Annotated in this window: 22 protein-coding genes and 1 pseudogene; 13 read left to right on the forward strand and 10 right to left on the reverse strand. The window is 67.5% G+C overall.

Annotated elements, in window-relative coordinates; all coding sequences use genetic code 11:
• Window positions 1-860 precede the first annotated feature (860 nt).
• Entirely contained in the window at window positions 861-2,249 is a 1,389-nt protein-coding gene (locus FRADC12_RS05760; RefSeq protein ID WP_045875852.1) for an IS1380 family transposase, read from the reverse strand.
• Between the two features lie 550 nt (window positions 2,250-2,799).
• Here FRADC12_RS05760 and FRADC12_RS05765 point away from each other — a divergent pair.
• Complete coding sequence (locus FRADC12_RS05765; protein ID WP_045875853.1) at window positions 2,800-4,077, forward strand: hypothetical protein; 1,278 nt, start codon at window positions 2,800-2,802, stop codon at window positions 4,075-4,077.
• Between the two features lie 339 nt (window positions 4,078-4,416).
• Here FRADC12_RS05765 and FRADC12_RS05770 read toward each other — a convergent pair whose 3' ends face one another.
• From FRADC12_RS05770 to FRADC12_RS05780, 3 genes are all read right to left on the reverse strand, one after another.
• A complete protein-coding gene (locus tag FRADC12_RS05770; RefSeq protein ID WP_045875854.1) occupies window positions 4,417-5,430 on the reverse strand; it encodes an effector-associated domain EAD1-containing protein in 1,014 nt (337 codons plus the stop codon).
• A gap of 533 nt (window positions 5,431-5,963) precedes the next feature.
• The gene (locus tag FRADC12_RS05775; protein ID WP_045875855.1) at window positions 5,964-6,179 is read right to left on the reverse strand and encodes a DUF397 domain-containing protein; all 216 of its coding nucleotides are present in this window, start codon (window positions 6,177-6,179) and stop codon (window positions 5,964-5,966) included.
• Complete coding sequence (locus tag FRADC12_RS05780; RefSeq protein ID WP_045875856.1) at window positions 6,180-7,040, reverse strand: helix-turn-helix domain-containing protein; 861 nt, start codon at window positions 7,038-7,040, stop codon at window positions 6,180-6,182.
• A 294-nt stretch (window positions 7,041-7,334) separates the two neighbouring features.
• Here FRADC12_RS05780 and FRADC12_RS05785 point away from each other — a divergent pair, with 294 nt between their 5' ends.
• The 3 genes from FRADC12_RS05785 to FRADC12_RS05795 all read left to right on the forward strand — a co-directional run bounded on the left by FRADC12_RS05785 (window position 7,335) and on the right by FRADC12_RS05795 (window position 9,219).
• A complete protein-coding gene (locus FRADC12_RS05785) occupies window positions 7,335-7,670 on the forward strand; it encodes a hypothetical protein (protein ID WP_045875857.1) in 336 nt (111 codons plus the stop codon).
• A complete protein-coding gene (locus FRADC12_RS28140) occupies window positions 7,658-8,158 on the forward strand; it encodes a hypothetical protein (RefSeq protein WP_052710717.1) in 501 nt (166 codons plus the stop codon). Before FRADC12_RS05785 ends, FRADC12_RS28140 begins: the two co-directional genes overlap by 13 nt.
• Window positions 8,159-8,400: 242 nt before the next feature.
• Complete coding sequence (locus FRADC12_RS05795) at window positions 8,401-9,219, forward strand: N-formylglutamate amidohydrolase (RefSeq protein WP_045875858.1); 819 nt, start codon at window positions 8,401-8,403, stop codon at window positions 9,217-9,219.
• A gap of 53 nt (window positions 9,220-9,272) precedes the next feature.
• On the opposite strand, the gene FRADC12_RS05800 is transcribed toward FRADC12_RS05795, so the two are convergent.
• Entirely contained in the window at window positions 9,273-11,039 is a 1,767-nt protein-coding gene (locus tag FRADC12_RS05800; RefSeq protein WP_045875859.1) for a DUF262 domain-containing protein, read from the reverse strand.
• Window positions 11,040-11,511: 472 nt separating this feature from the next.
• Between FRADC12_RS05800 and FRADC12_RS05805 the strand changes: the two genes are divergently transcribed.
• Entirely contained in the window at window positions 11,512-12,945 is a 1,434-nt protein-coding gene (locus tag FRADC12_RS05805; protein WP_198152793.1) for an NsdA family TPR-like regulatory protein, read from the forward strand.
• Here the strand turns inward: FRADC12_RS05805 and cutA are convergent.
• Both cutA and FRADC12_RS05815 read right to left on the reverse strand, forming a co-directional pair.
• A complete protein-coding gene (gene cutA / locus FRADC12_RS05810; RefSeq protein WP_084011269.1) occupies window positions 12,920-13,243 on the reverse strand; it encodes a divalent-cation tolerance protein CutA in 324 nt (107 codons plus the stop codon). The two genes, FRADC12_RS05805 and cutA, sit on opposite strands and share 26 nt — an antisense overlap.
• A gap of 40 nt (window positions 13,244-13,283) precedes the next feature.
• The gene (locus FRADC12_RS05815; RefSeq protein WP_045875861.1) at window positions 13,284-13,712 is read right to left on the reverse strand and encodes a helix-turn-helix domain-containing protein; all 429 of its coding nucleotides are present in this window, start codon (window positions 13,710-13,712) and stop codon (window positions 13,284-13,286) included.
• Window positions 13,713-13,939: 227 nt separating this feature from the next.
• Between FRADC12_RS05815 and FRADC12_RS05820 the strand changes: the two genes are divergently transcribed.
• From FRADC12_RS05820 to FRADC12_RS34795, 4 genes are all read left to right on the forward strand, one after another.
• Entirely contained in the window at window positions 13,940-15,115 is a 1,176-nt protein-coding gene (locus FRADC12_RS05820) for a protein kinase domain-containing protein (protein ID WP_052710718.1), read from the forward strand.
• A gap of 261 nt (window positions 15,116-15,376) precedes the next feature.
• Window positions 15,377-17,620 (forward strand): GmrSD restriction endonuclease domain-containing protein, encoded by a 2,244-nt coding sequence (locus tag FRADC12_RS05825; RefSeq protein ID WP_084010473.1) that lies wholly within the window; start codon window positions 15,377-15,379, stop codon window positions 17,618-17,620.
• Between the two features lie 38 nt (window positions 17,621-17,658).
• Window positions 17,659-17,865: a hypothetical protein gene (locus tag FRADC12_RS32865; protein WP_232303631.1), complete on the forward strand. Its 207-nt coding sequence runs from the start codon at window positions 17,659-17,661 to the stop codon at window positions 17,863-17,865.
• A 129-nt stretch (window positions 17,866-17,994) separates the two neighbouring features.
• Entirely contained in the window at window positions 17,995-18,168 is a 174-nt protein-coding gene (locus FRADC12_RS34795; RefSeq protein WP_502685303.1) for a zinc finger domain-containing protein, read from the forward strand.
• A gap of 217 nt (window positions 18,169-18,385) precedes the next feature.
• On the opposite strand, the gene FRADC12_RS05835 is transcribed toward FRADC12_RS34795, so the two are convergent.
• Window positions 18,386-18,592 (reverse strand): hypothetical protein, encoded by a 207-nt coding sequence (locus tag FRADC12_RS05835; RefSeq protein ID WP_045875864.1) that lies wholly within the window; start codon window positions 18,590-18,592, stop codon window positions 18,386-18,388.
• A gap of 196 nt (window positions 18,593-18,788) precedes the next feature.
• Here FRADC12_RS05835 and FRADC12_RS05840 point away from each other — a divergent pair, with 196 nt between their 5' ends.
• From FRADC12_RS05840 to FRADC12_RS30925, 3 genes are all read left to right on the forward strand, one after another.
• The gene (locus FRADC12_RS05840) at window positions 18,789-19,100 is read left to right on the forward strand and encodes a hypothetical protein (RefSeq protein ID WP_084010474.1); all 312 of its coding nucleotides are present in this window, start codon (window positions 18,789-18,791) and stop codon (window positions 19,098-19,100) included.
• A 613-nt stretch (window positions 19,101-19,713) separates the two neighbouring features.
• Window positions 19,714-20,280: a DUF4365 domain-containing protein gene (locus tag FRADC12_RS05845; protein WP_157488717.1), complete on the forward strand. Its 567-nt coding sequence runs from the start codon at window positions 19,714-19,716 to the stop codon at window positions 20,278-20,280.
• Window positions 20,277-21,431, forward strand: coding sequence for a hypothetical protein (locus tag FRADC12_RS30925; protein ID WP_157488718.1), 1,155 nt, complete (start codon window positions 20,277-20,279; stop codon window positions 21,429-21,431). The genes FRADC12_RS05845 and FRADC12_RS30925 overlap by 4 nt, the downstream gene beginning before the upstream one ends.
• 222 nt (window positions 21,432-21,653) lie before the next feature.
• On the opposite strand, the gene FRADC12_RS05850 is transcribed toward FRADC12_RS30925, so the two are convergent.
• Together FRADC12_RS05850 and FRADC12_RS30930 are read right to left on the reverse strand one after the other, a co-directional pair.
• Window positions 21,654-21,929 (reverse strand): hypothetical protein, encoded by a 276-nt coding sequence (locus tag FRADC12_RS05850; RefSeq protein ID WP_157488719.1) that lies wholly within the window; start codon window positions 21,927-21,929, stop codon window positions 21,654-21,656.
• A gap of 87 nt (window positions 21,930-22,016) precedes the next feature.
• Window positions 22,017-22,868: a hypothetical protein gene (locus FRADC12_RS30930; protein ID WP_052710720.1), complete on the reverse strand. Its 852-nt coding sequence runs from the start codon at window positions 22,866-22,868 to the stop codon at window positions 22,017-22,019.
• Between the two features lie 299 nt (window positions 22,869-23,167).
• Here FRADC12_RS30930 and FRADC12_RS34000 point away from each other — a divergent pair.
• Window positions 23,168-23,802 (forward strand): annotated as a pseudogene (locus tag FRADC12_RS34000) (hypothetical protein); the annotation flags it as partial.

Here is a 23,802-nt window from a genome sequence, read left to right on the forward strand (position 1 = left end):
CATCGCCCATCGCTCCCGTCGGCGACCACCACGGGGTCTCAGCATAACGACCGCAAGCGATCAGCCCAGTCCACTCCGCGAAGATGACCCACCGACACTGCAGAAGACCGAAATGGACCACCGGTGACGGGCTCACGTCACCAGTCCTCTCGCCGGGCTGAGCCCGCTCGCCCAGATCAGAAGCGCTGCAGCTCCCCGGATGCATCCAGCCCGACGGGCTCAGGTCCGATGGTCGTCGTGTCGACGCCCCACACGGGTGATCGCCGACTTGTCTCTGCTCGAAGCTGCCCGAAGAGCGCCCGCGCACCAACTGAACCGATCTTCAGACTCCGCAGACATCGCCACGAACCGACCTCGACCTCAATCTCGCCATTTAGTAAAAGTTCGCCTCCGGAGCGGGCGAGCTGGCGACGTTCGTTCCCTGCGTTGTGAGCGGTACGCTTACCCGCCCTCGCCGAGGAGCGGCGCCAGCGCGAGGTCGCCATTCACCCGGAGTGCGAGCCGTAACCCGCGACCACAGTGTCTCGGAGCTCCGCCTTCAGAACACCTCGCGACGCAGGCAGTGGGGTCAACTCCGGGACTGTCCTGACCCGGACGGCGGACGAGGACCACGTCCGCCGTGCCCCGATCGGCGTGCGCGGGGCGACACCCGACGTCATCATGAGGACTAGCCCAGATCTTTCGTGCCTCGGTCAGGCGTGATCAGGGGCTGTCCTCCCGCCGTTGTTGATGTTGAGTTTTGCCGGTCGGGCTGGGTGCGGCCGTGGCCGGGTGCCCCGTTGTCGTGCGGGGTGGGTGTCCGGTCCACGTCCGGAACGGTGTTTCTCCTGGTCGGCGGTGTGGGAGGTCGGTGGCCCGGGTTATCCCGGGGCGGGCAGCGCGCGCAGCGTGTTGATCGCCTGGACGGCCAGCGGGGCCCAGGGGTGATGGGCCGCGAGGTGCAGCACGGTCTGGCGGGCGTGCCGGGCGAGCCGTCCTGCTAGCCAGAACAGCCGGTGGCGCAGCCGTTTCGGCTCCCACCGCCTCGCAGGGTGATCGGGCAGGGCGAGTAGCTGGGTCCAGGCGGTCAGGTCGAGGGCGAGCGCGACGAGGGCGCACCAGATCTGGTTGGACGCGAAGTCGTGCAGGGGCAGGTTGGTCAGGCCGGTGTCTTTCGCGCCGCGGATCCGGTCCTCGCAGCGGGCGCGGCGGCGGTGGCGTAGTTCGAGGTCGGCGAGCTGGCCGCGGACGGTGTTCGTCGCGAACGCGGTGATCCGGTTCCCGTCGACGTCGGTGATCCGTAGCTGGGCGCCGGGATGTGGGCGTTCCTTGCGGGCGATGACCCGCATTCCCGGTGGCCAGCCGGTCAGGTCCATCAGGCCGGTCAGTTCGGCGACGAACGCGCCGGGGCGGGGCTTGCGGTCGGCGTCGTAGGCCGGCGTCCACGCCGCCGCGGGGAGCCTGTCGATCAGCTGGGCGGCGCCCTCGGGCAGGGTGAACCCGACCGAGTAGCCCACCCGGCGCCGGTGCAGCCAGTCGACGAAGGCGTGCGTGCCGCCCGCCGAGTCCGCACGGATGAGCACCGTCCGGGACCGGCGCAGCCGCCTGGGCAGCTGGCCGAGTGCTCTGTTGGCGACCGTGATGTGGTCGGCGGCCGTGTTCGACCCGGCGTTACCCGCGCGCAGCAGCACCGCCGCCGGCTCCCCGCCACCAGCCTGACCGTGGTCGATGAACGCCCACAACGGGTGGAAGCCATATCCCCGCTTGAACGTCGGCCGGGCCTGTTCCTTCTCGGAATGGGCCGTGACCAGAGTGGCATCCAGATCCACCACCAGCGGGTCATCCGCCGACACCGCGTGGTCTGGCGCACGGCGACCCGCCACCGACCACACCCGGCCACGCGCGATCGCTCTGGCCCGGTCGACCGCGGCGAGCACCCGGTCCACGTCGTCGGCGAGCCGGTCGATGGTCCGTGACACCGTCGGGTCCGAGGCCACCAGCCCGAACAGCTCCGGCTCGGCACGCAGCAGCGCGACGTCCGCGAGGCAGTCCCCGCCCAACGCCAGCGACACCGCCAGATCAAGCAGCACCTTCGCCGGGTCGTGCGTCGCCAGCGGCGACCGCCACCCCGACAGCCCGGCCGACAGCTCCCGTCCCAGCCCGGACACCCACACCGTCTCGGTCAGCAGCACCCCGCCCGCCGACGACACGACACCCCGCCCGGCGACGTCCACACGGACAGACGGGTAGACACCGGTACTCTGCACCATGAAGGTGCTCTTTGGTGATGGATGGATCAGGTCCTCGACAAACCCGATCCTCCCAGCTCAGGAGCACTTTCCCATTTCCGACACACCCACCAGACGATCACCGGCGTGAAAGCCCCGGGCTAGGGGCGAGGCGAAACCGGCGTCGGGCCGACGCGTCCTCCGACGAACTCCCGATAACGCCGGTGGAATGGGCCGCCGTCCGCCTGTCTGCGTTGATCGACGAGATCCCGCCCTGCCGCAGGCTTATCTGCTTGCAGGCTCCGGGGCTGGGGTAGTTTGCCGGACAGCCGTCCGCTTTTATGCAGGTGGCGGGCGGGGCTGCGGGACGGTAGCACTCACCAGCCACGACGAGGGCGCCGCCGCCTTACCGCTCGCCTACGGTGCCCGGCCGGGACGGACACGAGGACCCACCACCTCCGTATGAAAGTGATCTTACGCTCGTCTGAAAGCCCGGGGCGGACCGGCAGCTGCTCTCGCGTGACACAGGTGGCCGCTGCCCGGCGGGTCGTTCCGTGACCGAAGTACGCCGATCCGTCACACGCTGGGCAGCGTGGCTGCCATCATCGGCGGCGTGGATCTCGCGGAGGCGCTGACGATCGTCAATAGGCAGGTGGCGTTCCCTGGCCGCAGCGACGGCGTGCTTGCCGGCAAGGTCCGAGATGCGCTCACCGCCAAGGCCAAGGCCGATCCGGAGTTCGAGATGCCATCCAAGGTCACCTCGCCGGCGGACGGGCTCAAGTCTGGCGTCGTCGTTCGGCCTGTCGAGGCGCTTCACCGACTGGCCTATGCCACCCGGCCACGGTTGCAGGACAACCTGCTCGACTTCTATCTGCAGTGGGGCATCGTCCGCTACCTCGGCTTCTTCGTGACCCAGGCCAACACGCCGTGGCCGCTGCTGGCTGTCAGCGACGCCGGAAAGCAGGTGATGGGTAACCAGCGGCGGGTCACGTCCGAGGAACTCGGGATCGGCTTCGGGGTACTGCTCGCCGAGCGCTGGTTCGAACAGTCGTGGCGACGGGGTCTCACGATCCGGCCCGTCGACGTCGATGTCGCGCTCAGCGAGGGGCGGATCGACTCCCACACGGTGGAGTCCGCCTCGAAGCGCCGCCCGGACTACCTTCTTGTCGCGAACGCCGCGCCCGGCAGCCCACGACACCGCATTCGGGCTCTCGAATGCAAGGGCAACAGCGACCTGGCCAAGGCCGTCCCACAACTGGCTAGCGCTGCCAAACAACTGGAGGGCATCCGGGTCAGCAAGCGCCTTCTCTCTGGTCTGGCGGTGAGCACGGTGTCGGCCAACAACAAGGTGCGCTACGAGGCGATTGCGCTGCTCGACGAGAACGAGCCCACCTACGGGGCGAACGCCGCCACGATGGACGAGTCTCGCGGCTTCCGCCTGGCCGAAGCAGTACCTGATGTCGAGGCATCCGTCCTGGTGAACGCACTTCTGCGGAGCTCATGGGCGACGCTCGCCGACTTTGGAGGAAACCTCGACGCAGTCGACCGGTGGGCGCCCGAGGTCATGCGGAATCGCCTGGACCGCAGGCCCCGCCAGCGGGCCAGTTACGACACGCCATATGGCATCGCGCAGGGGACCAGCGTCTCTTTCGAGTTCAACGGCCAGCGACTGACCGTCAGCTACGGCGTAGAGGAGACGATCGACCACCGCCTTTCCGAGGCAGCGGTAGAGGACGTGGTCGAAGCGCAGGCTGCCTTCGCCGAGCGGCTCGCCCGTCAGCCCGGAGCAGGGGCCTCATCCGACCCGAACCCCCGTGAAGCGCATTCAGCGACGACGGACGGGTCGATCTTCACGGTGACTTTGGACTGACGTGACGGGATTCTTCGACCTCTTGACCAATGGCAGCGCTTGCAGCGGCGGCGGTACGGTCGGGAGGTGATCGCGCCGGGTCTTTTGCGTACGACCTGTGGGCTGAGGGTCGGACGTTGGGCGTCTCTCCCAGGTGCGATCGCCTGGGCAAGGGCGGAGGGCAGCATTCCTGGAGGGCAAACTCGCAGCTAAGCGCCCTAACGCCGCCCTTGCGCCGCGATCTTGACGGAAGTCAGGTCAGTAGCGATACCGCTACGAGCGATCGCAGAAGGCGGCGAAATCGCATGCCAACGACGTGAAGCGGAGTTCCGGCACGATACAGGCTTCACCGTCCTCGCCTCAATGAGATGGAAGGTTGACGATCCAGTCGTAGGTGGGAATTCGGGGGTCGTCAATCGTGACGTCCTGGTTTACTGCGTCGTGGAGTTGCTCGTCGGTCAGCGGGTAGGTCGCGAGGCCATGCTGCGCGTGGCATAGAGCGGCGAATAGGTAGGCGTCGCCCCAGGCGGCGCGCAGCGCACCCGCCACGACCCAGTACTGCCTGCGTACGAGTAGGGCTAGGACCACGCCTGGGGCGTCGCCGTACTCGTTGTCGATTCCAATGTCGTGCCGTTGTGCCAGTTGACCGAGGGTGAACTCGTCGAACGGGTACTCACCGACAACGTCGATTACCACCAGGTCGTCCCAGTCACCGAGGTGGCCCTCCTCGAAGGCCTGGGAGCAGAAGTCTCGGTAGAACGCGGCGAGGGCGACCGCCCGCAGTAGACAGTCGATGCGGTCTTCCTCGGTCCGGTAGAGAGTCAGGCCCGCCTCAGTGAGGCTGCTCCAGGCATGTGCGGCCCAGGCGAGTTCCGCGCCGTCGACCCAGACCTGGATCAGACTATTCGGGAACTGCCAGGCATCCTCCCAGTCGAGCGTTTCGGGGTCGGAGAGAGGCGGCTCCTGTGTAATTGGGGCGGGCTGGGCGTCGGGCTTTCGCTCGCCGTGCCAGCCGGCGGCCGTCGCGATCGGCGGCCTGAGGCGCGGTCTATCAGTGGAAGGCGGATCCACCTTGCGCGTCGAGCTGTCGGCGCGGGCGAATGCGGCTTCCATCTCGATCAGCATCTTGTTGGCGGGCAATTCCTGACGCGCGTGGCGCAGGAGGTTCTTCGGCCCATCGATGACCGCCCCGCGCTCGAGGGCGCCGAACACCTCGCGCCAGAACACCAGCGGCGTGCCTCCTCGGCCCCAGACTGGTTGCATGCCAACCCGGAACCCCGACCGCACGAGCAGTTGTCGCGCCGAGGTCTCTTCGAAGAATAGGTCGGCGAACTCCTGGATCTGGTCGTCGGTAGGACCCGTCACGTCGATCATCTTCGCGTTCCGCTCAGCTGGCGTCGTGACCAGGTCTCCCAGAGTAGAGCGTTCTACCCGGCGGTGAGCAGAAGCTCTTGATCACTTGACCGGCCGGTCAGGCGGCTCCGACTGTCGTCCGTGAGCTGTCCGACGAGGTCGCGGGCGGTGCGGGTGCCGATGTGGAGGCGTCTGCGGAAGGTTCCCGCGGAGATCGGGCCGAACCCCAGCCAGGCGTCCGCGCCGGCTGCCGTTCGTTTCTACCCGCACAGACTGCGCCCCGGCCTCTCAGTCTCGACACCGCCACCCGGTGCGGTCCAGTACGGCGCCTGGTCCGGTTTGGTCCGCTTGATCAGCACAAGCTGGCCAAGATCATTAATCAGAATTGCCCGCGCCGCGCGGCGCCACCGTCCACGACAGGTCCAGCCACGTCGAAAGCTTACGCTCGGGTTGCAATCGGATACTATACGTGACATCGGTGGGCTGGTCGTCCACGTTCGCGTCACCCTGCGGAACTCCTGGCGAATGGAGGCGGAGCGGCGTCTCTCGGAAGTTCAGTCGCCGAACTCGCCTTCGCGGGCAGCGGCGAGGAACGCGGTCCACTCGGCGGCGGTGAAGCGGAGGGTGAGACCGTCAGGGTCCTTGGAGTCGCGGACGGCGCGACCGCCGTCGGGGAGGGTGGCCACTTCGACGCAGTTGCCGCCAGTGCCGCCGGAATAGCTGCTCTTGCGCCATACAAGGCTGGTCGGATGGCCGGTCGGAGTGTCCATTCACATCTCCTTTCGTGCGGCGTCGAGGAGGACGCGGGTGCCGTCGGGGTCGCGGGCGAGGCCGCGGAGTTGGTTCATCCAGGCGTCGTAGCGGCGGACCTCGATGGGCTTCTCCAGGTAGAGGCTGCCGGTGGGTGCCTCGATGTAGACGGTCTCGGGGGCACCGCCGGTGTCCGCGAAGCCGAGAAGCGTGAAGTTGGAGATCATGCCGGCGTGCGCGCCGGCCGTGAAGGGCACTACCTGGATGGTCACGCCGGGCTGCTCGGACAGTGCGATCAGCTGGTCGAGTTGGCGGCGCATGATGGGTGGGCCTCCGACGTGGCGGCGGACGGCAGCCTCATCCATGATCGCCCAGAGGTCGAGCGGCGGGTCGGCGTTCAGCACCTGCTGGCGGGTCAGCCGAATCTCCACCGCGCGGTCAATGTCGGTGGCGGGCATTGCCGGGGAGGCGGCGCGGATGACCGCCCGGGCGTAGTCGGCGGTCTGCAGCAGACCGGGGACCAGCAGGCTTTCGAAGGTGGCGACCGTAGAAGCCTCGGCTTCGAGGCCGATGTACATCTGGAACCAGCGGGGCACGATGTCCCCGTAGGAGTGCCACCAGGCTGGCTTGCGGTTCTCCTTGGCGAGTGCGAGCAAGGCCTCGCGCTGGTCAATGTCGGCGAGGCCGTAGAGGTCGAGCAGGTCGGCGACGTTGCGCGGCACGAACCGGAACTGCCCGGTTTCCATCCGGCTGATGGTCGGGCCGGCCCGGTGGATGTGTTCCCCCGCCTGGTCGACGGTCAGGCCGGCGGCCTCGCGCAGCCGGCGCAACTCGGCGCCCAGCCGGCGCCGGCGCACGGTCGGGCCCGGCGTGCTCGGCATCGCCCTCCCTCTTTCGCGTCGTCACGTCTCCGCGAAGTCTGCCAGCCCGCGCCCTCCCCCACGTTCCACCCCGTCGCGTATCTATCGTACGTACTTGCGTACGTCGCATACGTGCGCCATCCTGGGCGAGCCGGCACCGATCAGCCCGACCCGCAAGCGCAGGTCCGCCTACCCGCCCGGTCGGACCTGACGCTGCCGGGTCGGGCCGCCGGAGACCAGCCGACGTGACCAGCTGCGTCCGGCGCCGCCGGACGACGGCAGGCCGGACAGCCCACGTATGCGAGGAGGCAGGAGATGCCCACCGCCCGCGACGACACCCAGCCCGACCCGGACGGCCAGGTTTACGGCGTGGTTGCACTGCCCAACGGACAGCGGCACCAGCGGCCGGCCGTGTTTCTCCCATTCGAGTCGGCGGCGGCAGCCCGCGACTACGCGCACTGCCACGGCCTGACGCACTACCTCGTCAGCCCGCTGGTCTTCGACACGACCCCGGCTCGCCCCTCTCGGACCGCTGGGGTCACAGGCGCCCGACCCGCACCCATCGCCGTAGCCATGGCGCCTGTCGCCGCGCACCTCGCGGACCGCGCCACCGAGCAAACCCCGGTCGAGGAGGGCTCGTGCAGTCCGTGACCATCACCAGCCTCACCAGCGCCGCCGGACGTGGCAACGTGGCAATGACGGCGGAGATGCCTGGCCTGCCCGCGCTCTCGATGCTCGAATCCGACGGCCTCGTCCTGTCCCGCTCGCCCTGGGCTGGCGGCGGCGCTAGCGGGGAGGTGCCCGGCCCCGCAGGACTCTTGCTGCACCGGTCACGTCTGGTGCGCACGGCCCTTGATCTCGCCGAGCACCATCCCCGGGTCGGCCCCATCGTCATCTGGCCGGATGGCGTCCCGCTTGACCTGACCGCTCTCGCGCTCGCCACCGCCACAGTTCTGCAGGCGCACCGCACGGCCGGCGCACCGCCGCCGGTGGTCTGCCCGGTCCGCCCGCCAATGGGACGCGCTCGTATGGCGATCCGGCACCAGGTCCGCGCCGATCTCGGCGGCGACGCGGCTGTCGAACTGATCGTTTGGGAACCACTCGTTTCTCATCCGGCGGTCACCTCGGCTGCGGCATGACAGCCACACCGCAACCGCCTTCGATGCCCGCACGATCGCCCGATCTGGTTGGACAGGGCCAAGACCCGGCCGCGCCGATACCCAGCCCGCTTGAAAATTCGCTCGCCGTACTGCGGCGCGCCTCCGGAGGGACCTACCAGCGTGCCCGGGGCCGGGATGAACGACGACGGGGATGCTCAGGGCTGAACGGTGAGGTTGATGCGGCCCGGGCGGGAGGTCGCCGTGTCGACAAGAATAGATCAATGATCATCGGAATTCCGGATGGGTCCAGTGCGTGCTTCGAGGTCACTCCCGGTGACGCCGAGTCCCCGGTGATCCTGCACGTTCCCCATGGATCTCGGACGCTGACGGCCCAGGCCAGGGAACGGATCCTGCTCGACGACGCCGAGCTGGCCGCCGAGCTGGATCACATGACCGATGCGCACACCGGGCTCATCGCCAATCGCGCCGCCGTGACCGCCGGGCTGGCCCCGTGGATTTTCAGCAGCAGGCTGTCCCGGCTGGTCGTCGACCCCGAGAGGTTTCCTGATGACCGTGAGGATATGCGGGCGGTGGGTATGGGCGCCGTCTACCTGCGCACCTCGCACGGCGTCCCGCTACGAACCGACGATCCCAACCACATCGAGGACCTCCTCGCCCGGCACTACCACCCCTACGCGTCGGCGATGGCCGACCTCGTGGACGCGCGCCTGGCCGCGGTCGGCCGCGCCGTGGTTCTCGACGTCCACTCCTACCCCAGCCGGCCCCTGCCCTACGAGCTCCACCCGACCGGCAACCGTCCCGCCGTCTGCCTGGGCGTCGACTCGTTCCACACTCCCCACTGGCTGCACGACGCCGCGACCCGGGCGCTCTCCCTCGTCGGAGACCTCGACGTGAACACTCCGTTCGGCGGCACCTACGTCCCTCTCAAGCACTACCGGCAGACCGATCAGGTGATGGCATTGATGATCGAGATTCGTCGAGACCTCTACATGACCGAACCCGGCGGCGCCGTCAATGCGGGTGTCGACACCGTCACGAGGGCACTCGCGACGCTTGTTGACACGGCAACGTCCGCTTAGGCCCAGGAGCGCCATAGGATTGCCCGTCAAGGCTTTCTGTCAGGCCCCAGGTGTCACGGCCGCGCCCGGACTCCAAGGAGGTTGGTCAGGCGGGCTCGCATGCGGTCGCGGCGCTGGTCAATGAAGTCCAGAAAGTCAGCGAGGCCGAGCGGCAGGCCGTCGAGGTCGTTGTAGGCCAGGTATTGCTTGCGCGCGGTCTCGGTCCAGTGCTTCTGCGCCAGCCACTCGGCCGGCAGCGTGGCGCTCTTCTGGATTCCGGGGATGGCGGCCTGCAGGTGCAGGTTCGGCAGCAGGTTGACGGCATCGACGTATGCCGGAATCTTGTCCGCCGCGATGCCGGCGTCCGCGAGCTGCTTGCGAGTGAACCGGGACTTGGGGAAGAAGTGGTCCTGGTGGTACTGGATCGTCAGGTCGTGGCCCGGATAGAGCAGCGCCAGGATCGCGAAGGTCCGCTGGTTACCATACTTCGCGCCGAGCAGGTCCTCGACCTCTGCCTCGTCGAAACTGAGCGATTTGCCGAGCGACGCCATCTCGCGCTCGATTTCCTCGACCGGGAATCCGCGCGCGCCGTGCTCCTCGATCGTCTGCCGGATCCGGGTCAGCAGCCCGTCGAGGCCCGAACCCCAGACGCCTCGCTTGAGCAGGGAACGGACGACCCAGTTCTGCAGCCGGGCACGGTCCGCTTCCTCCGTGACGGAGGTCCGATAGCTGTCGTCAAGACCGCGGTGCCGCAGATAGCAGGCGATCGGGATGATCACACTATCGGCGGTCAGCGTCTTGGCCTCGAAGCCGAAGGCGTGCAGCAACGTCGCGGCGAGAACCAGCCCGTCCTTGGTCTCGGACCACTGCGCCTCGACGGTCGCCATCTTCCGCGGTGTGAAGTTGCCGACTTTGAACTTGATGTCCCCGCCCGCGACCATCAGCGCGGTCTTGAGTGCCACGTCCTTACTGAAGTCGAACCGCCGCCCGCCACCGCTGTTCAGCTCCTTGACCAGTTCGCGGACCTCCTCGCGCGCGTCATAGGTCCTCCAGAGGTTCGTGGCGACCGTCAGGAGCAGGTCCGAATGGGACAGCGCCGTGCCGCCACTGTTGACCCGAACGAAGATGTCGACCACCTCGTCGGTGCTCTGCCCCGCGTCCAGCAGGTAGTAGTTGATCGACTGGGTCTTCCGCAACGCCTCGTACAGGGCGTAAAGGTTGTCGTAGGCGTGATCGTGGCCCAGATCGATCCCTCGCTTCTTCAGTTCGGCGATCATCGGCTTGCCACCATCCGGGAGGGTGAGCACGTCGCCGACGCGGAACCACTTGTCGGGTTCTCCGGCGGCGGGCTTGGCCTCGGCTGCGGTGAGGAAACGCAACTCGTAGTGCAGACCGAGGTCGTCGTCGTCCTTCGGCGCGGCGAGCAGGTCGAGGTAGAGCGCCTTCTTCGGGAACGCGTCCGGATGCGTCGCGAGCAGGTACTTCCGCTTCTCGGCGTGGGTGCCGTAGAGCGCGATGTTGAGCGCCGTCAGCCGCTGCTGCCCGTCGAGGATCGCCATGACGCCGTGGCCGGCCGGGACAGTCGCCTTCGTCGCGTAGGGCGCGTCCCTCTCGTGGTAGTGGGTGAGGAAGTCGTAGAAGGCGTAGTCCTTCGCGAACTCCGGCCTGACCTGCCAGAACAGGAACGAGCCGATCGGGTAGCCGCGCATCAGACTGTCGACCAGCCGGCGAATCTGGTCGGCGCTCCAGACGAACTCCCGCTGGATCGCGGGCAGCAGGTACTCCTTGTAATGGATCTTGGTAAGTACGTTCTCCGCCGTCACCGGTGTCTGGAAGGTCATGCGGGCACGCTCCTCGGGTTGCCGCGGGCGGCGCGCGGCCCGGTGACCGACGACCCCCAATCTACAAACGAGCAGATGATATTGCCCAGGTACGACAAAATAGTTGCCTTCCGTGCGCCGACGTCGTCCGTTGTTCGTCCCGTGCCAGTTCCCGTCTGGAGTCACGCGGGGCCCGCGTGCGAGGCATCGCCACGCGCTGCCGGGCCGAGTCGTTCCGCAACTACCGAAGCTTCACTCCGGCGTTCTCGGCGCGTGCCCGTAGCTGGTCGAGCGAGAGGCGCTGGCCATCGACTTCGGTGAGCCAGAGGTCCATGCCCTCCGGCTGGTCCGCCCGATGATCGCCTTGACTGCGAGCGATCCGACCATCCCGTCTTGGTATCCCATCGTGGGATGGGCCAGCCCCTTGACTGCACTCATTTGAGGCAGTGACCATGAGTAGCCGCAAGGTCTACGCGAGGGCAAGGTTTCCCCGATGGTCGATGAGGCGCCCGGTCCGGTGGTCGTTCCCGACGCGTTGTGGCAGAGGCCCGAGATGCTGTCGGCGTTGCGCAGGCGGGATATCGCGGAGGTGTTCGCGCTGGTCCGGCGGTATGCCGGGGCGAGCCAGTCGCGGATCGGTGCCGCGACGGGTTTCAGCCAGGGCCGGGTTAGCGCGATCATGAACGGCACCGGGCTCGTCGAGAAGCTGCAGGTCTTCGAGCGGATCGCCGACGGGCTCGGGATGCCGGACCAGGCCCGCATCACCCTCGGCCTCGCCCCTGTGCTCACAAGCGCCGCCGCGCCGGCCGATTCGAGCCAGACAGCCCTGCTGACCGCTAATGGCCTGCACGAGGTGGATGGAGGCCTCCAGGTGTCGGATCTTCTCTCGCTCGCGTGGGTCGCGGGCCGCCTCGATTCGCAGGTGGACCGCCGAACGATGCTGTTACTCGCAGCCGGTATGACGGGCGAGCTGGCAGCCGAGCCATGGGAACGGCTGTCCCGGGCGTTGACAGGTCCCGGTGGTCTCGACGAGGACGCGGTCGAACGGCTCGAAGCAAGGACGATCGGTTTCCACCGGCTGGAGTACACGGTTCCGGCCCGGGCGCTTTACCAGGCGCTGACGACACATCTCAACGAGCTGAGCGCGCTGCTGGCGGGAAACCCGCCATCCGGTCTGCGCCGCCGGCTCGCGGCGACCGCGGGCGAAGCGGCCACCCTGTGTTCGTGGCTTGCCTGGGATTTGAAGAAGCCGGCGAACTCGGCCGCGTTCGACCGGGTCGCCGCGCTGGCCGCCCGCGAGGCCGGACATCCGGTCATCGAGGCCTGCGCCTACGCGTACAAGTCCTACGCGGTGAGCGATCCGGCCGCAGCTGTCCGGCTCATCCGTCAGGCACAGGAATATCTGCCTCGCAAGGGCGACGACGCGACCCGCTCGTGGCTGATCTGCCGCGAGGCCGAAGAACTCGCCGCCCTCGGCGATCCGAACGCCAGCACGCTGCTCGCACGAGCCGAAGAGATCTACACCGCAGCCCGGCCCAACCGGGAGCGGGCCTGGACGCGGTTCTTCGACCCGGGCCGGTTCTCCGCGTTCCAGCTGACGACCTGGGTGCGGCTCGGCGACGAGCACCGGGTCCTCGCGGCCGGCCAGGCCGCGCTCGCAGCGGCCGACCAGGATCCCGGCTTCAAGCATGTCTCCCTCGTCTACGCCGACATCGCGCACGCCCAGCTCAGCCTCGGTGATGCAACCGAGGGTCTGACCTACGCCCGACGGGCGCTCGAGTCCGCGCAGCGCGCCGAGTCAACCTGGGGCCTGCGGCATCTGGCCCGGGTGGAAAGTGCGCTGACTGCCAGCCGTCACCCCGGCGCGCGGGAGATCCTGGCCGATATCGCGTCGGCACGGCTCAGCCAGCCTGGGTCTCCCGCCTGACCCATTCCGCGAAATCAGCCGTCACGGCCGTTACGGGCACCGCCAGGATCTGCGGAACCTCATACGAGTGCAGGCCACGCACACATTCAGCCAGCTCGTCGAAACGACCCACAGTCGTGATCATGTAGACGAGCCACTCGTCGGCCGTCTGTAGCGAGCCACGCCACCAGTAACGCGAGCTGATCCTGGTCACCATCTGCGTGCTCGCGGCCAGCCGACGGGCCAGAACAGCGGAACAGATCTCCTCCGCCTCCGTCCGGTCGGCGACCGTCACGTGAACCTCGACGAGATCTGGCACGCCGCCCATCCTCGCCGAACCGCCAGCCGCCGGTCGCCGTTCAGGACGTGTCCGCGTCGATGGTGGTCTCGGCCGCACCTGACGTGCTCGCGGGGATCAGGCCGTGAACAAGCGTCTCGACGTGCCGCTCGATGCGCCGCAGGACGACGAGGATCTCGACCTGCGGGTCCGTGACGACCGCGCGCGGCTCGGCCCCGTTCTCGGGAAGCGGCCGGCCCAGCGCGACGCACAGCAGGTAGTCGACCGGCCAGCCCAGCGCACGGCTGACCGCACCCAACGTCGCGTCCTGCACCCGACGCCCGCCACCACCCCGCTGCAACACCCGCACCGTCGCCACCGACACCCCGGCCAGGTCCGCGAGCTCCTGCTGGCCGACCCGTCCAGCCCTCATCCGGTCGTTGAGCGCCCGCGCGACGGCATGCCAGTTCTCCCGTGGCACGGGAACCGTCCCACCCTCGTCACCTGCCATTGAGCAACGATATCGACCACCGGAACAGGCAAGACCTTCACCAACCCCACCGCGCGCTTTTTATCCAAAGACGCTATCCAACCATTGGATAACCGCTCGACGAGCGCTCGCCAGACGGAGCATCGTAGCTGCATCGAGGCCAGCCGTAGCAGCGCCGGCCTGCACCAGGTCCTTTTGTCTTTCTGTCCGTGGCCTTGCCATGCCGTATTACGGGTGGTGCTTTCGTCATGCTGAGAATCAACGCCTACCGAGACGTTCCGCCGCGCTACGCCGGCAGCGTCGACCCGCGGCCCGGCTGGCCCGGGCTGCGTGACGTCAACGGGCCGGGCCGGCGCTGGGGGGCCGCCAGAGCTGGCAGCGGCCAGATCGCCGGCGCGCCCGGCCAGGTCGAGAGCGTGCCCGTCCCGTCGCCCGGCTCCAAGCCGCCGACCCGGACCGGCTGGGTCCCGGACCTCTCCGAATACGGCCCAGCGTGGGGTAGCGAAGAACCCACCCACGAAAACCCACCCGGCCAGACCGGGAACACTGGCCTCCCAGCGGTGCCCGCACCGATGACCGGGCCACCGGAGGGCGTCGCGCCGCTCGACGAGTTCGACCCACGCCAACTCGGCCCCTACGTCCTGCTCGGCCGGCTCGGCCACGGCGGCATGGGCAGCGTCTACCTCGCCGTCCGCCTCGGCCCCGCCCAGCCCGGCGGACGCCGCCTGGTCGCGATCAAGGTCATCCGAGCGGACCTCGCCGGCATCCCCGAATTCCGGGCCCGGTTCCTGCACGAAGCCCGAGCCGCCCAGCGCGTCGCCCGCTTCTGCACCGCCGCCGTCCTCGACGTCGACACCACCGGCACCCGCCCCTACCTCGTCACCGAATACATCGACGGCCCCACCCTGTCCGCCCACGTCCGCAGCCAGGGGCCACTACCCGCCGGTGACCTCGAATCGCTCGCACAAGCCCTCGCCACCGCGCTGCGCGCCATCCACACCGCCGGGGTCATCCATCGCGACCTGAAACCGAGCAACATCCTGCTGTCGCGCCTCGGCCCGCGGATCATCGACTTCGGCATCGCCCGCGCCCTGGACGCCACCACGATGCTCACCCAAGGCGCCATCGGCACCCCCTCTTACATGGCCCCCGAACAAGCCCTCGGCGACCCCGTGACCGAAGCCGCCGACATCCACGCCTGGGGCGCCGTCCTCCTCTACGCCGCCACCGGCCGCGCCCCCTTCGACGGCGGCTCACTGCCCCACATCCTGCGCCGCGTCACCACCGACACCCCCGACCTCACCGCCCTCCCCGACACCCTGCGGCCCCTCATAGCCCGCGCGACCTCCAAGAACCCCGCCGACCGCCCGACAGCCCCCGAACTCCTTGATCTTCTCCAGCGACTCCAAACCACCCGGACGTAACCGCTGGCATGAGCGTGACGATCTATTCGGTGTCTGGCGCCTCAGCCGGTGAGCTCCCGCGTGTTCGTCGGTCCCGGGTTGCCCCCGGTCCCCGGCCGCCACAGCGCCCGCCCGCCTCGCCCAGCCGGGTCACTGCGCCGTCACGTCGAGTACAGCACGTCTGCCGCCACGGATTGCTGTCACGAATACGGCCGATCTAGTCACGGATGGTCAGAGACCTTGCCAGAATGTTCCTGGGCGCGTCGGTGGGCGGGGGTGGGCATGACCGCTGGCATGGCCGGAGTCCAGAACCTTCGGGAGCTGTTCGAAAGCCGCATATACACGATCGACTACTACCAGCGCGAGTACTCGTGGCCCGAGAGCGACGTGCGTCGGCTCGTCAACGATCTATGGAGTGAGTTCTCCAAGACCTGGAACCCCGCCGCCGGTCGCAGGCGCCAGCTCGAGGTTGAGCCCTACTTTCTCGGGGCGTTCGTGTACCACGAGGAGTCGGACCGGACACGCTTCCTCGTGGACGGCCAGCAGCGGTTCACCACGCTTCACCTGATGTTCATCATCCTTCACCGGCTCGCGGTCGAGTACAGCGAGCACTCGACCGCGCGGGCGCTCAACGCGATGATCGAGCACCACCCGCCCGGCTCTGGAGCACAGTTCCGGATCCGGATCCACGCCGACGAGCGTGAGCGGCCGCTGCGTGCCCTTTACGAGAACAACCAGCGGTACCGGCTACCGCTAAATGCGTCGCTATCGCTGCGGAACCTCTGGGACCGCGGCCAGCAGCTCGACGCCCTTCTTCGCGACCGCCTGCACGACACCGCACTGCCCTACTTTGTCGACTGGATCCGCGACCGCGTGGTCATGGCCCCCATCCGAGCCGTCAACAGAGCACATGGTTTCAAGATCTTCGAGACCATGAACGACCGCGGCGCACGGCTGACCTCGGTCGACCTCGTCAAGAGCTTCCTGCTCTCCAGCGCTGGTGACCGTCAGGACGAGTTGAACGATGCCTGGCGGCAGATGCTCAACCGGCTGGGCTCCGCTCGGCAGGACCCAGACGTCCCGAAGAGGTTTCTTCGCGATGTACTCGTCGCCCAGCATGCTCATCTCGAAGGCGGAGCGCAGCACGAGGTCGAGGAGATTGATGGGAACCCGAACGCCTGGGTTCGGGAGAACACAGACCGCCTCCGACTGCAGAATGAGGATGACTACGCGGCGTTCATCAACAACCTGACCGCGATGGCTGGGTACTACCAGACGTTCTTGTCGGCGGCCGAGGCGCCGCGCGCCGAGTTCAAGCTCGAGAGCATCTACTACAACGCCGTCAATGGGCTGGAATGCCAGTACACGCTGCTGCTGGCCGCCGTCGCGCCCAGCGACGATCTCAGCTCGGTACGCGCCAAGGCACGGTTGCTGGCTAACTACATCGACCGCCGGTACGTGCTCCGTTCGATTGACGGTGATCACGTCGACGACTGGCACCTGTTCGAAGAGCTGAGCCCGTTGATACCGACGCTGCGCAGATGCGTGGACGTCACGGACGTCGGGAAGGCGCTTCACGACGCGATATCCGGCGAGGACGATCCCTTTACGGACTTGGAGGCCTTCGCCTTCCGTCGGAGCAATGCCGACCAGGTCCTGTACCTTCTGGCCCGCCTGATGTCCTACGTCGAGGAGCAGACAGACAAGCCGCACGACATCCGCGACTACCTGCAGGGGACCGGCCGCACTCCACAGCGGTGGCAGATTGAGCACCTCTGGCCGGTCACCTTCGACCCGAGTACCCAGAACCTCGGAGCACGCCACTTCGAGAAGCTACGTAACCAGATTGGCGCTCTCGTCCTGCTGCCCGCCAGCGACAACGCAAGTCTGAGCGACTTACCGTACAGCGAGAAGATCAAGCGTTACGTCCGCCAGCCGAACCTGGTCGCCATACTCAACCCAGAGCATCGCAGGAACTACACGCCGCAGCGACGATTCATCGAGTCGCATGGACTGGAGAAGACTTTCCGGTCATTCGGATCGAATCCCGACGTCGTCGAAACTGTTCGGGAGCGGTGCAAGCTCTATACGGCGCTCAGTGAGCGCATCTGGGATCCGGCTTCGCTCGGGTTCGGCCAGAAGCCAGCCGCAGTTCCGGACGCCGCCCCGCGCGTAACCGAAACCGAGCCCCGCGCTGGCCGCCAGCCGACGGCCCGCAAGACCAGGACTGCGGGAGGGAACACCGTGCTCGCGAAAATGGTGAAGGCAGGCGTCATCCAGGTCGGGCAGCCGCTGTTCATAAGCTACAACGGAACCAGCTACGAGGCGCAGGTCACTTCCAGAGGTCTGATCGAACTCTTCCCCGGGGTTACCCGTAGCTCACCCGACACGGCGCTGCAGGAGATCACCGGTGGTCGGCCGACACGCAAGGGAATGGACCTCTGGCAAGTCGAGGTCGATGGCAAACGAATCTCGCTAACCGAGTTGCGGACCAGAGCCGAGACGAACGGTGTAAAGCTTCGTTGACGACGGCGCAGCGGTGTTCGTGGAGGATCGGCATGGCGATGAAAGTCTGCGTGGGGAAGTACGCCTACCTCTGGGACGGAGCAGAACCGCTAGAGCCAGGCGACCGTGTGCTGCTACCGGAGAACTGGCTGAGCCGCACGATCAACGGCCCAGGACCCTTCGAAGATACCGTGACCAGCATCGGCAGCGACTACGACGGCCCGATCTCGCGGATCATCGCCAAGGTCGGCCACGACCCGGGCTAGCAGCCACCAAGGCCGTACACCCCGCCGATCTCGCTCGTGCACGAGGACCGATATCAGCGGCAGGTCGACGAATACAACCGACTGTATGCCGAGTGGCGCGAGCTTGTCGGTGGCAACGAGTCCGGTCCGGTGACCGTCGAGCGGGGCAGACGCGTCGCCTGCCCGAAATGCGGAGCGGAGGAGTCCAGCCCGTGCCTGAACGGAACGAAACCCCGTGCAGCCAACCACCAGGAACGCGTTCGACGGTTCCGAGACTGGATGGACGAAACCCGCCCCCGGTACCCGTGGCGCGGAGTGCGGTAGTGCACTTCCTGGGCCTCCCAGCCGGCGCTTGGACCGTTTGACTTCACCCGTGCAGTCGTGGCCCGTCAGCGCGTACCGCCGCGAAGCGGCGGACCAGCGCGTCGAATGGGCCGACACACGGCAGCTCTGTCAGCACGTCGCCACCAGCCCGCTCGCGCCGACGCCGGCGCCGACCAAGAACGACCAGGAACGACCAGGACTCGCTGTCCACCACCGGCTACAGCGCGAGCCCGCCGCTGTGCGGGACGAGGTCGCGGGCGTATTCGTAGGCGGCGTCGTCGGACGGATCTGCGGGGCGGTCGCCGAGGGCGTGGCGGGCGGGGTCGACCGAGCCCGGCTGGGCGGGGGTGCCGTAAGGAAGGCCGAGAACGTGGTGTCGATAGTGCTCGACGCGGTTGGCCGCCTCGTCCCACCCATGCGCCATGCGTCAGCCGCCTCGCGCATCGCATCGGGCCGCGCCGGCCTCCCGCGCAGAGACCACAAGCCGGTCAAAGTCGCTGCCGTACTAGGCCTGTTGTCTTGACGTTCCACGCGCTAAGTCCGCCAAAGTCCGCCGGCGCAGGTCAGGCCCGGCGAATCTCACCATTGATCAGGAGCGTGGATGCCACAAGGATGACTCCGTGAGCGAGCAACCGGTATTTGTCGATCCGTGGTGGGACCTCCGCTGCGGCAGCCCTACCGAACATCGGCAGCGCGAAGCCTTGGCGACAGAGCTTCGCAACGAGGTGGCAGCCGGCCACCCGCTGCACCGTGTGTCCTTCGAGGTGATCGCCCGATCGGAGGCCACGGACGACATCATCATCGAGCTGACAACCGGTGGCTGGGCCAAAGTGCATCTCACTTGGCAGGGCCCCGACAGACCTCCCTGGCCTACCACCACCATCTACAACGCCATCGGGGCCCTCGAAGAAGACCTCCGCCTGTCCCGGTGATCCTCCACGGCCTCCGTCGACCGGAAATTAGAAGGAGAGGCGCTCCGTCCACCGATGTAGCGCGCGTCCGTGCCGTCCGCCCGGCCAGCTCAGAGAGTCCGTGAACGTCGCCGGTCGTCCACAGCCGTCCGCCGGCCCGGGTATAGCGCCGGGGCTACGCCGGATCGCCTCGACGGAACGCACTTTGGACACGGGGACCCGACGCGCGGCGAGGCGGAACCTCTTGTTCCGTAGACCTCGGCCGCCCGTCCCGGACGGTTGCTGGTGGTCCAGGTCACGGGCTCCGCGCCGTTCACCAGCGTCCTTGGACGTCCCGCCGCAGTAAAGCGGCCGGCCCGAGGACAGTCACGGAACGTAGACCGGGCTGTCGTCGGCCCATGATCAGCCGCGCGAGCCGTCCTCGTCCTGCTGCCGATGTCACCCTGACAGGTCCCAGGCCATCGGTTCAGTAGCCGACGCTACGACCGGCGACCGACCTCGCCGCAACACCGCAGTGCCTGGAAGTGGCGACCTGCCGATTTGCCCTACTGCTCGTGGCTGACCGAGTCGTCTAGGTCCAACACTGCCACGTAAAGTGTTGATCTGCCGGCATTGGGTATGCCTAGGGGGTTGAGTGACGGGGGAGCGTGAGCCACCGAACCAGTGGCCACCGATGTGGACGCCCTCAGGTATCCCGTACGGCTCGCTCCATGCATCGGAGTCCAAACAGGCCTTCAGCATCGCCTTCACGCATGCGATCGCTGCGGCGGCACGATGCACGATCTCCGATTTGAGATCGGATGTGGAGACCGTTGACTACACGGTGCGGCAGGCGACCAGCCATCGGCGGTACACCTCGTCCATGGTTGACGTCCAGATGAAGTGCACGTCTCAGGACGTCCTCAAGGAGGATGGCGTCCACTGGTCGCTGTCACGCGATCACTACGATGGGCTTCGAGACCCTGACACCTACGCGAGGAAGATCCTTGTGGTCGTCCTCGTCCCCGCCGAGGTCAAGGAGTGGCTAGTCACCGAGCCGGAGCGCATGCTGCTTCATGGTCGGGCCTTCTGGACCTGCTTGGAGGGGCGCGAACCGATCACCTCGGCATCCAAAACGGTGGTGCTGCCGCGAGAAAATGTCTATGATGTCGAACAACTTCTCGGAATACTACAAAGAATAGGGAAGGGGGGCAAACCGTGAGTCTTGATTCAATCCCGGCCCAGGGCCTCGCTTCTCTTGAGATAAACCCAGATGATCTCGAATTCTTTCTCCGCACTCACGGTTGGCGGAGAATCGAGTACCAACCAAATAGAAGTGCCATCTGGGAAAATACTTCGCTGGATGCAAGTCTAATGGTTCCTCACAATAGGTCCTTCCGTGACTTCGAGATGCGGTTAAGAGATGCCCTTGAGGTAGTCTCGCTGGTTCACGAGATCAGCCAAGGTGAGCTGCCCATTCAAATTGCGCGCGCGCGAAATGACATCGTCTTCCTTCGGACCGATCAGACCGATGCCGATGGGTCGATTCCCCTGGGCGAGGCGCGAGCTCTTCTCGATGGCATCTCGCGCATCATGCTAGTGGCGGCATGTAGTGCGATTCGGCCACGCCCTTCCAATCCCGGGAAACGGCCTGGTGCGGCAACCGATTTTGTCATGAATGATCTGCGACTTGGCCACTTCATGCAGGATGGATTTATCCTTCCGATTTTCGTCCGGCACGAGGAACAAGCGGATTCTCTAGCTAGTCGTTTCGAACTCGACGTTGTACGTTCCGATCCGCCTGCCGGAGATTCTCCAGTAGCGTTCTCGCGTCACGTCGTCGAAACTCTGGCCAACGGTATCGCTGCTACGCGGGAGCTGCTTGATCCAGGCGGAGACATTTCTTTGGATGAAGCGGTCGAGCGTGGCGTGAGTGCCGAGATGGTCGAATCCGTCGGATCTATGGGGCGCCAGGAAGGCGTGCGCTCCATCGATCTCTCCTTCTTGTTCTCCGAATCGATTCCTTTCAACAGAGATATTCCGGCTCATGTTGAAGTTCCCCGACCTCGACTCGAACAGGTCGAGAAGGTTGTCGCGTCCCTTAAGAAACGCCCTCTCGTTGTTGCAAATGAGATCGTGGGGCAAGTGATCCGCTTGGAACGCGCAGACGGAAATGACGACGGGACGGTCGTCGTTGACGGGTTCCTGGGAAAAATTAGGAGGCGCGTAAAGATAAATCTCTCAGGCGACGCGTATAAGCTGGCCATTCATGCACATGAAATGCGACAGCCGGTAATTGCTTCTGGTGAAATGTCACTAGTTCGTCGTTCCTGGTATCTTGTGGGCCAGACGCAGATCCGTTTCCCTGCATAGACACCTCCGGCCGCTCGACGTCCGCTGGTGCGAGTCAGGTTGTGGCCGGTTCCCGCAGGCGTCCACGCTTCTCCGGCGGCTCGGGATCCGGAACGATGTCGAGATCGCCGGTCGTCGTTGGGACACCCTGCAGCGGCCACCCACCCCACCGACGATCAGATAGCGACCTCGTGATCGGCCAGGGGCTGGAAATGGCCGATCAGCTGAGACGCCACCGCGGCCTCAGTCGACGCGTGTGGAACCGGCCTCAGGCGCGGCGTCGCAGGGGGCCTCACAGATCCGGACCGCGCGGTCGAACACGTCGGCCTCGTCCTGCAGGCCCAGGACGCGTTCGACCGGCGACAGCGCGAGGATCGCCTTCACCTGGGCGCGCAGCTCCGGATCCGACTCCCACGGCAATGCGCGAGCCCGCGCCCGCGCCGCGGCGGCCTTTGCCCGCCAACACGCGGCCTCAGCGCGCCGGCGGGCACCTTCCTTCACCGCCAGATCCCCGTCCATGACCGGCATCATCCCCCGCCGTCACGAGCCCGCCCCGCCGACACGAGCGCCGACCAGGAAAAACCTGGACTCGCTGTCAACCACCGGTTACAGCGCGAGTTCGCCGCCGTGCGGGACGACGTCGCGGGCGATCTCGTAGGCGGTCGCGTCGGACGGATCTGCGGGGCGGTCACCGAGGGCGTGATTGGTAGGGTCGACCGAGTCCGGCTGGGCGGGCGTGCCGTAGGGAAGGCCGAGAATGTGGTGGCGGTAGTGCTCGACGCGGTTGGCCGCCTCCTCCCATCCATGCGCCGCCGGGCCGGGTGCAGGCCGCGGTCCAAGTAGCGCGGTCAGGTAGCCAGCCGGTTCGGCCTTCGCTTGTAGCAGTGCGTCGGTGTTCTGCCGGTTCAGCGCCGCCTCGAGGAGGGCCAGCCGTTCCCTGCCCGCGCTGCGGGACGCGCGCTCGTCCGGCCCGGTATCCCCTTGCTCGGTCCCCGTCGGGATGGCCGGTGTCCGGATACTGGTCGGCCGGCTCAATGCGTCGGTAAGCGAGTGCCGTTCGGCCGCGAGGCCGGCGGTCGGCTGTGTGGCGAGGTGGTTGATCTCCGCAGCGCGCACGAGGTGGAACAGCTCGTTCCATTCCTGCTGGGCGGTGCGCGGGGCGGGCAGTTCGTAGCGGGCGGGGTCGACGCCGGCGGCCTGGCAGAGGCCGATGACGCGGTGTTCGAGTACCGCCGCGCCGATCCGTACTCCGTCGAGGGGCGTCTCGGAGAGGACGGCCCGCAGGTGGCCGGGTGGGTGGCCGGCGTCGAGCAGGGCATGCAGCCCGGCGATGGCCCGCTCCCGGGGCAGCGCCTGGCTGGCGCCGCCGAACCAGTCCCGCAGGACCGGTGGCAGCACGGCCGCCCAGCTGTCGGCCAGCCAGACCGCCTGCCGGCGGCACACCAGCCACGGGTCCACCGGCTGGCCGCGCGGCCCCGCGACCGGTGGCGGTCCGGCTTCATGCGGGGGACGTCAGGCCGATAGCGGGCCTGGTAGATCGCTAGCCCGCCAACCACCTGCTCCCAGGTGGCCCGGTCCGGGCCGGCGGCCGGTCGCGGGCCGATCCGGGCGACCAACGCGGCGGGCGGGTTGGTCAGCGCGGCGACGCGTAGGGCGGCTTCGGCGGCCAGTTCGGCGCGCCGCAGCACCACCTGGTGCGGCCCTCTCACTACGCTCGCCGGCTGGCTGAGCCGTAGTGCGGTGAGTTCGGCGAGGCTGTGCTGACGGCGCAGCCGGTGCGCCGCGGTGGCGAGCGGGTCCTGCTCGACGGCCTGTTGTTCGGGCCGGGAGCGGCCGAGCCGGTCGGCGAGCTGGCCGACTGGGCCTTGCGGGCTGGGTTCGGTGGGCAGCCAGGTCTCGTCGTCGTCGCGTTCGTCGAGCTGGTCGCGGGCCACCAGGTAGGCGGCGACGTCGGTGCGGGCCCGGGAGAGCATGACGTACAGGCCGGCGCGGCTGGTGTCGTCGGGGACGACGGCGCGGGCGGTGTCCATGGTGGTGCCCTGGGCCCTGGCCGCGGTGATCGCGTAGGCGTGGGCGAGGCCGCCGTCGCGGCCGTCGGCGAACCGGTGGGTCAGGTACTCCCACGGGACGTGGACGGTGCCCTTGCTCGGGAAGTAGACGCTGAGCGCCTGCCCGGCTGGGTTGTCCGGGTCGAGGTGCACCGCGGTGACGACGCCGACGGTGCCGGTGCGGATGTATGCCGAGCGAGGCTTCCCGTCCGGGACCAGCGTGTGGCCGGTCTGGGTCAGGGTGATCACTTCGTCGCCGGCCTGGAACTGCCGGCCCGCGACCGTCAGCGCCGGGCCGGTCAGGGTGGCGTCGGCGACCAGCAGGGCGCGTGCGGCGCGGTTGA

The organism is Pseudofrankia sp. DC12 (assembly GCF_000966285.1).
Taxonomy (GTDB): domain Bacteria; phylum Actinomycetota; class Actinomycetes; order Frankiales; family Frankiaceae; genus Pseudofrankia.

What these genes read in the sequence shown, in the direction of transcription:
- FRADC12_RS05785 (WP_045875857.1), top strand. Translation starts at nt 7,335, where the DNA reads ATGCCCACCGCCCGCGACGACACCCAGCCCGACCCGGACGGCCAGGTT.
- FRADC12_RS05815 (WP_045875861.1), bottom strand. Translation starts at nt 13,712, where the DNA reads ATGGCAGGTGACGAGGGTGGGACGGTTCCCGTGCCACGGGAGAACTGG.
- FRADC12_RS05775 (WP_045875855.1), bottom strand. Translation starts at nt 6,179, where the DNA reads ATGGACACTCCGACCGGCCATCCGACCAGCCTTGTATGGCGCAAGAGC.
- FRADC12_RS05800 (WP_045875859.1), bottom strand. Translation starts at nt 11,039, where the DNA reads ATGACCTTCCAGACACCGGTGACGGCGGAGAACGTACTTACCAAGATC.
- FRADC12_RS32865 (WP_232303631.1), top strand. Translation starts at nt 17,659, where the DNA reads ATGAAAGTCTGCGTGGGGAAGTACGCCTACCTCTGGGACGGAGCAGAA.
- FRADC12_RS05805 (WP_198152793.1), top strand. Translation starts at nt 11,512, where the DNA reads ATGGTCGATGAGGCGCCCGGTCCGGTGGTCGTTCCCGACGCGTTGTGG.
- FRADC12_RS05835 (WP_045875864.1), bottom strand. Translation starts at nt 18,592, where the DNA reads ATGGCGCATGGGTGGGACGAGGCGGCCAACCGCGTCGAGCACTATCGA.
- FRADC12_RS05820 (WP_052710718.1), top strand. Translation starts at nt 13,940, where the DNA reads ATGCTGAGAATCAACGCCTACCGAGACGTTCCGCCGCGCTACGCCGGC.
- FRADC12_RS05795 (WP_045875858.1), top strand. Translation starts at nt 8,401, where the DNA reads ATGATCATCGGAATTCCGGATGGGTCCAGTGCGTGCTTCGAGGTCACT.
- FRADC12_RS05760 (WP_045875852.1), bottom strand. Translation starts at nt 2,249, where the DNA reads ATGGTGCAGAGTACCGGTGTCTACCCGTCTGTCCGTGTGGACGTCGCC.
- FRADC12_RS05780 (WP_045875856.1), bottom strand. Translation starts at nt 7,040, where the DNA reads ATGCCGAGCACGCCGGGCCCGACCGTGCGCCGGCGCCGGCTGGGCGCC.
- FRADC12_RS05825 (WP_084010473.1), top strand. Translation starts at nt 15,377, where the DNA reads ATGACCGCTGGCATGGCCGGAGTCCAGAACCTTCGGGAGCTGTTCGAA.
- FRADC12_RS05770 (WP_045875854.1), bottom strand. Translation starts at nt 5,430, where the DNA reads ATGATCGACGTGACGGGTCCTACCGACGACCAGATCCAGGAGTTCGCC.
- FRADC12_RS05850 (WP_157488719.1), bottom strand. Translation starts at nt 21,929, where the DNA reads ATGGACGGGGATCTGGCGGTGAAGGAAGGTGCCCGCCGGCGCGCTGAG.